The following is a 12,860-nucleotide window of genomic DNA, read 5'->3' on the forward strand; positions in this document are numbered from 1 at the left end:
AATGGCTGATGTGGCGAGCGGCTCCGTTCTGCTCACGCCGAAATTCGATAACCTGACATCATCAATCGCCGACCAGCTTGACGGCGCTTTCTCCGGCGCATCCAAGATTGGCGGCAGGGCTGGCTCAGACGCTGGCGGCAAGTTCAGCTCCGGTCTTTCCGCCAAGGCCGGTGCGGTCATGGGCCTTGTTTCGAGCGTCACGAGCAAGGCGTTCGACGCTATCTCAAATTCGCTCGGCAGCGCAATTAGTCGCGTCGACACCATGAACAACTTCCCCAAGGTCATGAAGAACCTTGGGTATTCGAGCCAAGAAGCCGAAGCATCGATTAAAAAGATGTCCGCGTCTATCGATGGTCTGCCTACATCGTTGCCTGGGCTTACATCAATGGTTCAACAGCTTGCGCCATTGTGCGGCTCCCTTGATGAAGCGACGAATATCGGCATCGCGTTTAACGATATGTGCTTGGCCTCCGGTTCATCGACCGCAGACGTTTCTCGCGCGATGCAGCAATACAGCCAAATCCTGAGCAAAGGCAAGCCCGAACTGCAAGACTGGAAGACCTTGCAGGAGGTCATGCCTGGGCAGCTAAACCAGGTGGCGAAGGCGCTTATTGGCCCGACCGCTAACTCTAAAGACCTGTACAATGCCCTAAAAGACGGCTCTATCACGATGGGCGATTTCAATAATGCCGTCATGAAGCTAGACACTGAGGGCGTTGACGGTTTCGCATCGTTCGCGCAGCAGGCCAAGGACTCAACGCAGGGCATAGGCACCGCGCTTGATAACATCTCGAACCGCGTTGCGAAAGCCGTTCAGACGATTATCAATGCGTTTGGAGCTGAAAACATCTCCGGCGCGATTAACGCCTTTAGCGGAAGCTTTGGCAAGACCGCTGATGCGATCGCTACGGTTATCTACGGCATCAAGGACGTTGTTTCAAAAGGCGTGAGCGGCATCGCTTCCGTTTTCGGTCAAATCAAAAGCGCGTTGCCTAGCGGTTTCCTTGACGGAATCGTTAACGTTTTCAACCAGCTTGCACCAGCTATCATGCCTGCTATCACGGCATTCACTCTTCTTTTGCCTGTCATGGGAGGAATGCAGAAGGTTTTCGGTATCGTGTCCGGCTTCAAATCGCTTGGCGCGGCGCTTTCTGCCGTTGCCGGTGGTCCTGTTGGCCTGATAATCGCTGCAATCGCGGCTGTCGTTGTCGGCCTTGCTGCGCTCTATAACACTAACGAGGACGTGCGCAACGCCATCAACTCCGCCTGGTCTGGTATCCAATCGGCGGCGGCTCAGGTGTGGCCTTACATCCAGCAGGCAGTTACCACGGCTTGCTCAGTGATTCAGGGCGCTGTTACCCAATACTGGCCCGTTATCCAACAGGTCGTAACGCAGGTAATGGGTGCTGTTAAGGATTTCGTCGTATCTGCATGGCCGACGATTCAGGCGGCTTTCACCACGGCTTGCTCCGTAATTCAAAGCATCATCCAGGCTGTTTGGCCCGTGATTCAGGCTGTCGTTTCCGTCGTGATGAGCGCTATCCAGCTCATCGTTACGCAGGTCTGGCCCACGGTGCAGAACTACATCTCGATGGCGTGCCAGGTTATCATGGCCGTTATCAATGCAGTGTGGCCCGTGATTCAAACCATCATCACTACGGTAATGAACGTTATCATGGCTGTTATCTCCGTCGTTTGGCCGATTATCCAAACCGTGTTTTCGACGGCGTGCGCTGTCATCGCCGCTGTAATCAACGCTGTATGGCCCGTTATCCAAACGGTTATCACGACCGTGATGCAGGTAATCAACGCTGTCATTGGCACCGTCCTTGCCGCCATCAACGGCGACTGGGAGGGCGTGTGGACGGGTATTCAGTCCATCATTGATACCGTGTGGACTGGCATCCAAAACATCGTCAGCGCGGCGATTGGCGCAGTAAGCTCGATTATCAGCTCCGTGTTGAACACTATCAGCGGCGTTTGGTCTGGCACCTGGGGCGCAATAAAATGGGCATTTAGTTCAATCTGGAATGGAATCAGGGCCGCTGCGACCAGTGGAATCGACTCCGTATACACGACCGTCACCGGAATCAAGGATAAGATCGTCGGGTTCTTCTCAGGTGCTGGCTCCTGGCTGGTAGAGTCGGGCAAGTCGATTCTCAACGGCCTCAAGTCCGGCATCGAGAGCGCAATCGGCTCCGTGACATCTTCCGTGGAGGGCGCGGTCGAGACAATCCGAGGCCTGTTCCCGTTCTCGCCCGCTAAATGGGGACCGTTCTCGGGACATGGCTACACCACGTACTCCGGCAAGGCGCTCATGGGCGACTTCGGCAAGTCGATTGTCGGTGCCGCTTCATCCACCGCTGCAATGGCCGAAAGGGCTATGGGTACTGTTCACGACGCGCTTGTCGCGCAGCCCGTCGACTTCAGCGCATCTTCTCGCGGCGTGAGCGGCATCAAGTCGGCTGCCGCGCGAGTGGCTATGGATGTATCGGCATCGCGCGATGAATCGGCTGCGGCTGTTATCGGCTGGCTCGGGAACAACCTCCCTGCGATCATCTCCGAATGCACTCCAGTCATGGGCGAGAGCGATTTCGGGCGCAAGGTAAGGAAGGCGGTTGCCTATGCGTAAGCTTGAGTACGTCTCTGGCACAGGCTCCATCCATGTGCAGCTTGACGCTGACGGCGTTTTCGCTGGCACTGCTACGGCGATTCGCGGCAGGGCATGGAGCTATACGGTGGGTTACCGCTCACTTTCAGGCATTTCGCGCGATGCACGGGAATGCGATATTGAGCTTAAAGTTCTCGACCGCGCCATGGCGAACACGCTAAGGAGAGCGGCTGACCGCGACATGATGGAGGGCACGCCCGGAACCATCATAGCGGACGGTTGGAGCCAACGCGCGTATGTCGTGAAGGCTGAGCCGTCTGGCATCAACGATGTTGTCGTGACCATAACGCTCACGGTCGTGCTGCTCGACGGCGTTTGGCGCAAGCCGCACACGGTCGAGTATTTGCCGCTTACCGTGAGCGCCGATAGCTATGAATACCTCGATTTGCCCTATGACCTTCCTTATGACCTCGGCATCCCGCTTACCACGTCCTCCATCGAAGCGGGGGAGTGGTTGGAAAGTCCCGTAAAGCTGACCATCTACGGCACGGCGGTAAACCCTGCAATCCGTATCGGCGAGAGCTGGTACAAGGTCGACGCGACCGTGCCAGAGGGCGGCTACATGACTATCGACTCGATTTCGCGTACCGTTACTATCACGGATGCGGACGGCGCTGTTATCGACGCCTTTGCAAAGGCGCACCGTGGTAGCGGACTGGGCAGCGGCGAGTATATCTTCGAGCCGATACCGACTGGCTCGCATGAGGTCGCATGGGACATGAGCTTTGGATTTGACCTCACGTGGTACGAGGAGGAGGGCGAGCCGCCGTGGTGCTAGTAGTTGCTGATACCAAGCTCGGCAACGTCCGCGAGATTGAAGATTTCACGCTCGACGTCGCGTTCGGCGCTGACGAGAATGCCCTCACGTTAACCGTGGAGGAGAAGAGCGCCCCCGCAGCGGGACAGCTGGTCTATATCGACGCAACCGAATACGGAGGCGTAATCGACCAGGTTAAGCGCGGGTCTGGGCGCGGAGCTACCGGCGCGGTCGAGTGCAAGGGTCGCACGTGGCACGGAATCTTGGCAGGTCGCAGGCTTTCGCCCGATTCTGGCAGCGGGTATCTGACCGTCAACGGCAAGGTTGGCGATGTTCTTACCTCGCTGATAGCCAGAATGGGGCTTGAGAGCCTGTTTAAGGCTGCTTCTGACGATTCGACCGTTAGTTACACCTTTTCCCGCTTTTGCGACGGATATAGCGGTCTCATGTCCTGTGCCAAGGCAAACGGTCGAAAGCTGGCAATGAGGAGGATGGACGGCTATATCGAGCTGTCCATGCCTCCAATCGTAGACTACGCGAACAAGGTCGATTCGGATTTGCTCGACTTCACGATCACGTCGGTTCACCGGTGCGTAAACCACCTGCTGTGTGCTGGAACTGGTCAACTCGAAAACCGCGCAATCGTCCATTTCTACGCGGACGAGAACGGAAACGTTAGCCACAAACAAACACTTTTCGGAATTGACGAAATCTGCGCGCTCTACGACTACTCGAATGCGAGTACCAGCGAACTTGAGACAGAGGGAAAGAAGAAGCTGCTCGAATACCAGACGAGCGGCACCGTTGAGGTCGATGCGCATGAGGACATGGACGTTGACGTCGGCGACATCATCAGCGCGCGAGACAACTCAACCGGAACGACCGTCACTGCGACCGTGAGCAAGAAAGTGGTCAAGGTCAACAACGGCATTGCTACCTATTCATATGAGGTCGGCAGCGATACCACCACCAAGACGAGTTCAACAGGCGCGGCTGAAAGCAGCGGAGGCGGAGGGCACTCATACCTCGCGGGCAAGGGCTTGACGCTGGACAATTACACGTTCAACGCAGATGTCGATGCTTCAGACCTATCCTCCATCTCTACCAAGGTGGATGAGGCGCGAACGGAGGCATCTAACGCCCTTGCAGCCGCTGGAAAAGCCGAGGAGCGCGCCAATGCGGCGAACGATGCTGCGGCTGCTAACGCCCAGGCTATCGCGGCGAACGCGACGGCCATCTCGACCAAGCAGAACGCACTTATAGCGGGTAAAAACATCACGCTTGATGGCGCGAAAATCAGCGCCACGGACACCACGTACCAAAACGCCACTCAAGACACTGCGGGACTTATGTCCGCAGTCGACAAAGCGTTACTAGACGGCATCAAGACAGGCGCGACCGTTGCGAAGAGCGCAGAGACGGCCAATGGCTTTGATTCAACCAGAACCGTTGCGATCACTGGCGCTGTGAACGGCTCCGCGACGTGGGATGGATCAAGCAACCTGTCAATCACGGTCGAGGGCGACTCTGCCGCCGCAAGCTTCCTCGCGGCGCATCCAGTTGGTTTCTACGTCGAGACGAGCGGTGCGAACCCGAACAACTTCGGCGGCACATGGACGAGGCAACCGAGTATCGGTCCTAACACATGGCTAAGGACTAAATAGGAGGTCAAATATGGCAAAGACCGAGAATTACACCCACTACGTCTGCGACCGCTGCGGCGCTGATGCGTATCTGGCGGCAAACAGCGCCGCAGCGAACGACTGGCGCGATGTCGAGCGCTTCGACCAGTACGGAAGCAAGGCTACACGCCTGCTGTGCAAAAGCTGCACGGACGCGTACAAGCAGCTCGCCGCGCAGCAGGATGCGGCGTTTCAGGCTTTCATGGCCGCAAAGGAGCAGCGATGAACCAAACCATCAAGCTCGACACACGCAAGCGAGATGGAGCGTACGGCGAGGAGCGGATAGCCCCGCTGCGCCGAGGCGAGCGCAACAACGCGCTGCTGACTGTGAAGGTATGCGCGAACGGCCAGCCCTACGACCTTGCAGGCAAGACCGCGAGCCTGGTCGCGACCACGGCGGCGGGAAAGCTGGTCGGCCCGTGCCCGATGGAGGTTGCCGAGGCTGGAATTGCGCGAATCATGCTGCCAGCAGCCTTGTACTCGGCGGTTGGCTCATTCAGCGGATACGTCGAGATTCGCGAGGGCGAGACGCTTGTCGACACCACGGACAGATTTGGCGGAAAGGTCATCGAATGCGCCGACCTCGACTCAGAGCAAGCGGCAGAATTCACGCCACTTCTAGGAGAGCTGCAAAATGCCGTGGCCGATGAGGCCAAGCGTGTCGAGGCCGAGAAGGCCCGCGCGCAGGCCGAGACCGAGCGCGTGAAAGCAGAGGAAGAGCGCGGCAAGGCAGAAGAGAAACGCGCTCAGGATTCCAAGACAAGGCTCGAAGAGCTTGCACAGGCAAAGACAAATGCAGAAACAGCAACTGGAGAAGCGAATACCGCAAGGGACGAAGCGAAGAAAGCGGCCAAGTCTGCTACCGATGCTGCAACGTCCGTGGATAAATCCACCGCCGCGTGCAATGCGGCAACCGAGGCGGCAAAGGCTGCGCTCCCGCTCGGGCTCTGTATTGCAAACGGGCGAATCTGCCAACGAATCAAGAAAGAGGTAACAAATGGCTGAAGAGAACGCTAATGCCCAGAACTATGTCGTGGTAGAAGACCCGCTGATGAGCGATTCCACGGGCAAGGAGCTGGTGAGCGGCATTAAGACACAGAACGCACTTATGGCCCAGCTCGTGCGCAACGGTGTACTCGATTCCACGATGGACTGGAACACTGTCAAGAATATCGTTGCCAGCGGTCTTGCTCAGCATGTGTTCAGCATCGGAGACCAGTTCATCGTTAACTGGAGTGATGGAACGACAGAGTATCAAGTGCCACTCGATATCGTGGCGTTCGGCACCAAACGTGACAGAGCTGGAAATATCCTTCCGAAGATGACACTGCAATGGCACTACACGCTGCCGTTCGGAACCACGTACAACGCTCGTTCTGCTTTCTATGTGGCGGGCGATGGCGGTCTTCCAGTGGGAACATACAACGTCACCATGGGTTATTCGCAGGGTACCGTGGTCAATGGTAAGACATATCAGTTTACGATCACTAAGGCGCTCCCCGCAGGTGGACAGCTACTTGGTTTTTTCAATGCGTGGGATACAAATCCTGAGAAGTGGAAGGTCTACAACTGCGAGTCTGCTACCGCTACCTCGATTGCCGAGACCGTTTCTGTTACCGAGGGCAGTGAGGGTACGAATCTCGGAACGTTCCTCAGCGACAAGCCCAACGGTGACCTCAATTGTTTGCAGCGTTGCGCGTACGGTTCGAATCGTCCCGATGATTCAGATGTTTTTCAATACCTCAATAGCGATGCAGCAAAGTTCGGCGAGGTCTGGAAACCGAGCGATAAGTTCGACCATATTCCGTGCGCACCGTTCGCCGATGGGCCGCTGAATGACCGACAGGGTTTCCTCAAGGGCTTCTCAGATGATTTTCTTTCCGTTATCGGTGGCCTGCGCGTGGACACATGCACGAACTATGTATGCGACGGCGGCACGTCCGGCGAGCCGAACATCGTCACCTGCTACCCGAAGTTTTACCTGCCGTCTCTTGAAGAGATGAACATTGTTTGCAACGAAGCTAGCGTGAACGGCAAGGAGGGCGAGGTATGGCCCTATAACCGCCTCGCATCCGGCTCAAATACTCGACTTCCGCTGTGGCAGACATTCCAGCAGATGCGATCTTATGCGATTAACGCCAAGACAACTCCCCAGCACGTGTTCCTGCGTTCGCCTCGTCGCGGCGGTGCCTGCAGCGTGTTCTGCGTGGATTCGTCTGGCGCCCTCGGCAGCACGACCGCCTGCCCCGGGAATCGCGTTCGCCCCGCTTGCGACATCGTCGGCATCAAGGAATAGGCGGGCAACCCTTTGCCCGCCGTTAATAGTCATTGAAAGGATGTGTGCATGTCCGTACCGTCAGGCAGACGCGGTGAGAGCGATTTACTCGTACACCAAAAGGCAGACGAGCTTGCAAAATACACGCTGCATATCACTGAGAATGAAAAGGTTTTCGACCCGCGACAGGCTATGCTTCTCGGCATGATTACCGAGAGCGCCGTGAATATCGGCAAGTGCATTTGGATGGCAAACAACATCTACGTCCGCGACGAGAACGACATGCGCAAGCGACTAGAGCTGCAAAGCGATGGAGCGCTCCATTGCAACGAGCTGATGTACTTAATCCGTCTGAGCGGCCCAGTGTTCCACCTAAAGAAGAAACGCGTTGGGCACTGGGCCGCTATGACCGCCGAAGTGCGAAATCTTGCCAGAGGGTGGCGCGAGAAGGATGCCGCCCGATACAAGAAAAAACTCAACCTATAGGACACCCATCCAATACATATACGCTGTAAGGGGTAGAATGACGTGCGGTGTGCGGCTGTAACCCAGAACGTGTTCCTGCGTTCGCCTAATCGCAACAATGCCTACAACGTGTTCTACGTGAATTCGTCTGGCAACCTCAACAACACGAACGCCTGCAACGGGAACCGCGTTCGCCCCGATCGCATTGGCGGAACATCCGTTAATACCGATATTGCAGATATCGAGTGGACATATGCCGACGCAAGGAGCCAATCACCTGCACTCGTTGTCGGGTGCGAACAATCGGGGGGTGACGTTGGCACCGCTTGCAGTGTTCCGGCTATAAGCGCCCCCTCCACCTTCTTAGACCCAATAAGCGAGGATGCCCTATATGAAGCAGCCATGCGATGCTTTACCGGAGTCCGATGGAAACCGAGCGTCGCTAGGGTTGAGCTGAACCTACCGCTAATCATCCACAACATACGCGAGTCATTCGAGAACGGAACATACAGGCCGCACGAACCGCGCCGTTTCACGATTTACTATCCAAAGAAACGCGACATTGTTGCAGTCCATATCAACGACCGTATCTTGCAACGTTCACTGAATGACTTCGTTTTCTATCCCTCCATTGCTCCCCATCTAATGACAGACAATTGGGCTTGCCAAACTGGCAAGGGAACAGACTACGTGCGTAACCGTTTCCGCTCAATGCTGCGCTCACATGTTAGGGAACATGGTGTGACCGGCTATATCTGCTACGTGGATATCTGTGGCTACTACGGCAATATGACACATGCGGTAGCAGCCGAGCCGTTCTATCGATATGCGCCGAAACGCTGGGCTGATTTCGCCAACATGATTATCACGACCCAGTACGGCACTGGAGACGGGCGCGGCGTTAACCCAGGCTCCCAGTTAATCCAGATAGCCGGAATCAGCGTTCCGAACGAGCTAGACCATACGATCAAAGACAAGCTGCAATTCAAGCGCTACGGTCGTTACATGGACGATATGGTCTGCATCGTCGAGAACATGGAGCAGGCAGAGCTATTCATGCGCACTGTTGGGGAAGGTCTTGCAAAACTTGGACTTGAACCGCATCCGAAGAAGTCAAAGGTCGTTCCGCTTGCAGAAGGAGTCACGTTTCTCGGGTTTGACTTCAATCCGCTTGAAAGCGGAAGGGTGCTAATGACCGTGACCAGCAGCTCAGTGAGACGCGAGCGCCGCCACCTCAAAGGCATCGTGCGCCTAGCAAAAGCAGGTGGCCTTACGCGCAAGCAGGCAAACGATAGCTACCACGGGTGGAGGGCGCACGCGAGCAAAGGCGATTCATCCAAACTGATAAAGCGGATGGATGCCTACTACAAGAATCTTTGGAAGGAGTAACTGATGGAATACAAGAGAATCAGCGGAACCGTCTACGACAACCGCAGCATCGAGCACATTGCTGCTCAGGCCGACAAGACCGCAGCCGACCTTGCCTTTGCAACCCTCATGGCGGGCATTGAGATCCCCACTGAGGACGACACCAACGGAATGGGAATGGAGGGTACCGAGGATGAATAGTAACGAACTTGAGCGCTACAAGAAGTTCTACCGTAGCGGCCTTTGGAACGACCTTATGTTGGACGCACTCTTGAAAAAGAAGCGCATCACCAAGTCCGAGTACGACGAGATCAAGTCTGCACGCGACTAGAACTGGCCCCGAAAGGGGCCTTTTCTTTTGCGCGGGGGACGGCGCAGAAGGTTGACCACATCTGCGATCGTGTCGACCTAATGTACAACAAGGAGACAGGGAGATAGAGATGACTGAGATTCAGTCTGGCCGCGACGTTGCGTTCTGGCTTGACAAGGCCTACGCACACCTCGACAGCGCTGAGGAGCCGACCGAGCAGGAAGGGGAGATGTAATGTCGTTTGAAATCGTTGACGGCATGACCGGCCAGAAGCACATCAGCTCGGACGACCTGTCAGCGCTCAACGTCGCGACCATCGGTAAGGCGGATTGCGTGCTGAAGTACGGCGACGACTTCGCGCTCACGATGCAGAGTGCCAATTCAGCGACACTTGGCACCGGTGTCGGTATGGTCGGCGGCAAGCGCTTCTGGAATCAGGCGGCAACTTCGCTGACTGTCCAGTCCGGCACGCAGGGCCAGAAGCGCAACGATCTCGTCGTGGCCCGCTACGCGAAGACCAGCGCTGGCATCGAGTCCATCACGCCGGTCGTAATCAAGGGCACGCCCACGACGGGCACCGCAGCAGACCCAGAGGTGACGGCGAACGACTTGAAGCTGTGGCGAGTTCCGTTGGATGGAATCAGCGTTGGCGAGCCGGTCAAGCTCTTCGAGCCCGTCGCTTCGCTCGCGACCATTGGGGATTCCGTATCCCATCTCACCCACATCGAGGTCGTGCATGTCAACAGCGATGGAGACATCACCGCGCCGAAAGTCGATGGTTACGCGTTCGTCTGCTGGTTCGCCTGCATAAGCGAAGGGTGGGTCGGTACATGCTACATCGAAAAGCCGACGAGCGCCGTGACCCGCACCTGGTACGTAACCAATCGATATGGTAGCGGCGGAGGAACAGTGGGGTGCTACGCGCTTTACATACGTCAGTAGGGACGCACTTCGAGCGGCCATGAGAACGGCGTGCTCTTGGCCCACCCAGCGTTCGGATTGTTTTCCGTTTTGAAGTAGTACGTCTTTCCAGCTTCCACGACCGCGAATACGGCCTTGGCCGTAACCATGCGCTGGACGCCGTCGCTGCCGTTGAGGCCAGTTGATACCTTAGCAACGCTTTGTAGACCGCTCGGTGTCGTCACATGGAGGCCGATTTCGCCGCCCCATGCGCCGTACGTCTCATACGCCAACACCTGTGCGACGATTACGCCGCTCACCTTGGGAGTGAATGAGAATTCGGAGCTTGAAGATGCGAAATACTCGGTCCGGGATACGGAATGCCCTACATCTCCATAGCCTCTGTATACGAATTGCTCGCCCTCGCCACGACCGTGCGGAATGATTGCAGGTAGTGCGACATAGAGGCTGCATAGTAAAACATCATTTTGACAATCCAATCTCTCGAAAATCCCAGACGTTTCGCATGGTAGACCGCCGCGTTTCGTCTGGGATTTTTGTATTCAAGACGCGGGGGACGGCACATCGATACTCGCGTAAGGAATCTGGCATAGGAGTGGAGGTGAGTAGATGGAAGTGCTAAAGCTCTTTGCGCCATATGGCCCTGGTTGGCTCGGCGGCGCGGCACTTGCGCTCATCGCTTTTTACTTTGGCAGGCAATTTCTCGAAGAATACAAGCTGCAAAACGAACGCAAAAGCGCTTTGGACATTAAGCGCGAGGAGCGCAAGCAAGATGAGGTCAAGGAGCGCTCTCAGCGCGACCGTGAGCGGTCGGAGATGGAGGGCCGCATCGCAGCGCAGATGGAGCGCAGCAACACCTTGATTGAGGGGATGAAGACCCTCATGGAGTCCGTGGTGGCCTCGAACGAGGTATTGCACAACGACATTGCGAACAGCCAGGAGCGCAGTCAGGGGATGGCGCAGAAGGTCGACCACATCTGCGACCGCATCGACCTCATGTACAACAAGGAGACAGGGAGATAGAGATGACTGAGATTCAGGCCGGCCTCACGGTGTGCACGGTGCTTGTCGTGCCGTATATCGTGCAGGCCATCAAGACGAAGGACATGACTGGAAACGTTGCGCGCTGGATTGCAATTTCGGTGTCTGCGCTGTGCGGCGTATTGACGGCTATGGCTAGCGGTATGCCGACCGATGCATCGGCGTTGGTAACGTCCATTTTTGCAGCCGTTGGCGGAGTTCAGGTTGCCTACGCAGCCTTCAAGAGCGTCGGCGTTACCGACAAATGGCTCGACGCGCTTCTGGCGCTCGGCGAGGTCAAGGAGGACTAATGGCAGACTTCGCAACCGTCCAGCCGGACGAGTACAAGCTCCTCGGCTGCAACTTCAGCGCCGGCCGTCCGTACGGCATCAAGGGCGTCACGATCCACCACATGGCGGGCGACCTCAACGCCAGCCAGTGCAACGGCATCTGGGGCGCCAACGGCTGCTCGGCGCACTACTCGGTAGACCGCAACGGCTACATCACGCAGCACGTCAACGATCTCGACCGCGCCTACGCCTGCGGCGACGGAATCGGCACCGGGCGCGGCAACGACACGACCATCTCCATCGAGCACGCCAACAGCGCACGAGGCCCGTGGACCGTGCATGAGGCCGCCATCGAGAGCGGCGCGCACCTCGTCGCAGCCCTGTGCCTGTACTACGGTCTCGGTCGCCCCGAGTGGTGCAAGAACGTCTTCCCGCACCGCTATTGGAGTGCCACGGCTTGCCCCGGCGAGCTGGCTGGTTCGCAGCGCGACCATTACATGCAGCGTGCTCAGGCGTGGTATGACGCGATGAAAAGCGGCAAGGCGCCAGCCCCCTCCACCGCCAAGCCCGCAGCGGCAAAGCCCGCTCAGGCGGCATCTGGAAAGCGCGTCCCCGTCCACTACTCCCTCCACCTCAAGGGCGGCGGCTGGCTTGGCGAGGTAACCGATTTCGGCGCTGGCGATAATGGTTTCGCTGGCTACCCGTGCAAGCGCCACGACCTGCTGTGCGCCCGAGTTGATCGCGGCACGCTCAAGTATCAGGTTCACACCATCGAGGACGGATGGTTGCCCTACGTGACCAAGGGCGACCGCAACGATACCGTCAACGGCTGCGCCGGCATAGCCGGCCATACCATCGACGGCGTGCGCATGTACTACGTGACCCCGGACGGCGAGGAATACAAGCAGGCATGGTACCGCTCGCAGACAACCGCACGCTCCGGGTGGCTCGGAACCGTCTGTGACGATGGCTCCACCTACGGTGGCGATGACTTCGCGGGCATGTACGGTGAGCCGCTTGACCGACTCCAGGTGTGCATCACTGACGGCAACCCCTACTAATAAAAACGTTAGTCACTTATAACCCCTCTCCACCTTCTGG

The 12,860-nt window shown here is 57.1% G+C and carries 15 protein-coding genes; 14 read left to right on the forward strand and 1 reads right to left on the reverse strand.

The genetic code is table 11. The annotated features are described in order from the left end of the window. The first annotated feature begins 1 nt into the window (after position 1). The 11 genes from ACQRAJ_RS07880 (at position 2) to ACQRAJ_RS07930 (ending at position 10,470) form a co-directional block, all read left to right on the forward strand. The gene (locus tag ACQRAJ_RS07880) at positions 2–2,632 is read left to right on the forward strand and encodes a phage tail protein (protein WP_427748285.1); all 2,631 of its coding nucleotides are present in this window, start codon (positions 2–4) and stop codon (positions 2,630–2,632) included. Continuing rightward, positions 2,625–3,449, forward strand: a complete 825-nt coding sequence (locus tag ACQRAJ_RS07885; RefSeq protein WP_427748286.1) for a hypothetical protein — start codon at positions 2,625–2,627, stop codon at positions 3,447–3,449. The genes ACQRAJ_RS07880 and ACQRAJ_RS07885 overlap by 8 nt, the downstream gene beginning before the upstream one ends. Continuing rightward, positions 3,440–5,092: a hypothetical protein gene (locus tag ACQRAJ_RS07890; RefSeq protein ID WP_427748287.1), complete on the forward strand. Its 1,653-nt coding sequence runs from the start codon at positions 3,440–3,442 to the stop codon at positions 5,090–5,092. Before ACQRAJ_RS07885 ends, ACQRAJ_RS07890 begins: the two co-directional genes overlap by 10 nt. 10 nt (positions 5,093–5,102) lie before the next feature. Further along, positions 5,103–5,336 carry a hypothetical protein gene (locus tag ACQRAJ_RS07895; protein ID WP_427748288.1) on the forward strand — a complete coding sequence of 78 codons (234 nt, stop codon included), beginning with the start codon at positions 5,103–5,105 and terminating at the stop codon, positions 5,334–5,336. After that, a complete protein-coding gene (locus ACQRAJ_RS07900) occupies positions 5,333–6,115 on the forward strand; it encodes a BppU family phage baseplate upper protein (protein WP_427748289.1) in 783 nt (260 codons plus the stop codon). Before ACQRAJ_RS07895 ends, ACQRAJ_RS07900 begins: the two co-directional genes overlap by 4 nt. After that, a complete protein-coding gene (locus ACQRAJ_RS07905; RefSeq protein WP_427748290.1) occupies positions 6,108–7,406 on the forward strand; it encodes a DUF6273 domain-containing protein in 1,299 nt (432 codons plus the stop codon). Before ACQRAJ_RS07900 ends, ACQRAJ_RS07905 begins: the two co-directional genes overlap by 8 nt. 48 nt (positions 7,407–7,454) lie before the next feature. Continuing rightward, a complete protein-coding gene (locus ACQRAJ_RS07910; RefSeq protein ID WP_427748291.1) occupies positions 7,455–7,871 on the forward strand; it encodes a hypothetical protein in 417 nt (138 codons plus the stop codon). Positions 7,872–8,252: 381 nt separating this feature from the next. Then, the gene (locus tag ACQRAJ_RS07915) at positions 8,253–9,239 is read left to right on the forward strand and encodes an RNA-directed DNA polymerase (protein ID WP_427748299.1); all 987 of its coding nucleotides are present in this window, start codon (positions 8,253–8,255) and stop codon (positions 9,237–9,239) included. 3 nt (positions 9,240–9,242) lie between these two features. Then, entirely contained in the window at positions 9,243–9,419 is a 177-nt protein-coding gene (locus ACQRAJ_RS07920; RefSeq protein WP_427748292.1) for a hypothetical protein, read from the forward strand. Beyond that, entirely contained in the window at positions 9,412–9,549 is a 138-nt protein-coding gene (locus ACQRAJ_RS07925) for a hypothetical protein (RefSeq protein WP_427748293.1), read from the forward strand. The genes ACQRAJ_RS07920 and ACQRAJ_RS07925 overlap by 8 nt, the downstream gene beginning before the upstream one ends. 213 nt (positions 9,550–9,762) lie before the next feature. After that, complete coding sequence (locus ACQRAJ_RS07930; protein ID WP_427748294.1) at positions 9,763–10,470, forward strand: hypothetical protein; 708 nt, start codon at positions 9,763–9,765, stop codon at positions 10,468–10,470. Here the strand turns inward: ACQRAJ_RS07930 and ACQRAJ_RS07935 are convergent. After that, entirely contained in the window at positions 10,464–10,928 is a 465-nt protein-coding gene (locus ACQRAJ_RS07935) for a hypothetical protein (protein WP_427748295.1), read from the reverse strand. The two genes, ACQRAJ_RS07930 and ACQRAJ_RS07935, sit on opposite strands and share 7 nt — an antisense overlap. 130 nt (positions 10,929–11,058) lie before the next feature. On the opposite strand from ACQRAJ_RS07935, the gene ACQRAJ_RS07940 reads away from it, so the two are divergent. From ACQRAJ_RS07940 to ACQRAJ_RS07950, 3 genes are read left to right on the forward strand one after another with little or no spacing between them, the layout of a single operon-like run. After that, positions 11,059–11,472 (forward strand): hypothetical protein, encoded by a 414-nt coding sequence (locus tag ACQRAJ_RS07940; protein ID WP_427748296.1) that lies wholly within the window; start codon positions 11,059–11,061, stop codon positions 11,470–11,472. 2 nt (positions 11,473–11,474) lie between these two features. Next, complete coding sequence (locus tag ACQRAJ_RS07945; protein ID WP_427748297.1) at positions 11,475–11,780, forward strand: hypothetical protein; 306 nt, start codon at positions 11,475–11,477, stop codon at positions 11,778–11,780. Further along, the gene (locus ACQRAJ_RS07950) at positions 11,780–12,820 is read left to right on the forward strand and encodes a peptidoglycan recognition protein family protein (RefSeq protein WP_427748298.1); all 1,041 of its coding nucleotides are present in this window, start codon (positions 11,780–11,782) and stop codon (positions 12,818–12,820) included. The genes ACQRAJ_RS07945 and ACQRAJ_RS07950 overlap by 1 nt, the downstream gene beginning before the upstream one ends. Positions 12,821–12,860: the final 40 nt, after the last annotated feature.

The organism is Collinsella sp. SGI.184 (assembly GCF_050313415.1).
Taxonomy (GTDB): Bacteria; Actinomycetota; Coriobacteriia; order Coriobacteriales; family Coriobacteriaceae; genus Collinsella.